1 protein-coding gene is annotated in these 305 nt (G+C 51.8%); it reads left to right on the forward strand.

Going from position 1 to position 305, the window contains the following annotated elements; translation table 11 throughout:
* Positions 1 to 305 (forward strand): exonuclease subunit SbcD (gene sbcD, locus LZP73_RS19835; protein ID WP_234236629.1); only part of this gene is annotated, 305 nt, incomplete at both ends.

Raw genomic sequence — 305 nt, forward strand, 5'->3', positions numbered from 1 at the left:
GCGGCTATTACTGATTATTATCAACAACACTATGCCGATGCCTGCAAACTGCGCGGCGATCAGCCTCTGCCCATCATCGCCACTGGACATTTAACGACCGTGGGTGCCAGTAAAAGTGACGCCGTGCGTGACATTTATATTGGCACGCTGGACGCGTTTCCGGCACAAAACTTTCCACCAGCCGACTACATCGCGCTCGGGCATATTCACCGCGCGCAGATTATTGGCGGCATGGAACATGTTCGCTATTGCGGTTCCCCCATTCCACTGAGTTTTGATGAATGCGGTAAGAGTAAATATGTCCA

Origin of the sequence: Shewanella sp. AS16, assembly GCF_021412365.1 — a bacterium.
Classification (GTDB): Bacteria; Pseudomonadota; Gammaproteobacteria; order Enterobacterales; family Shewanellaceae; genus Shewanella; species Shewanella salipaludis.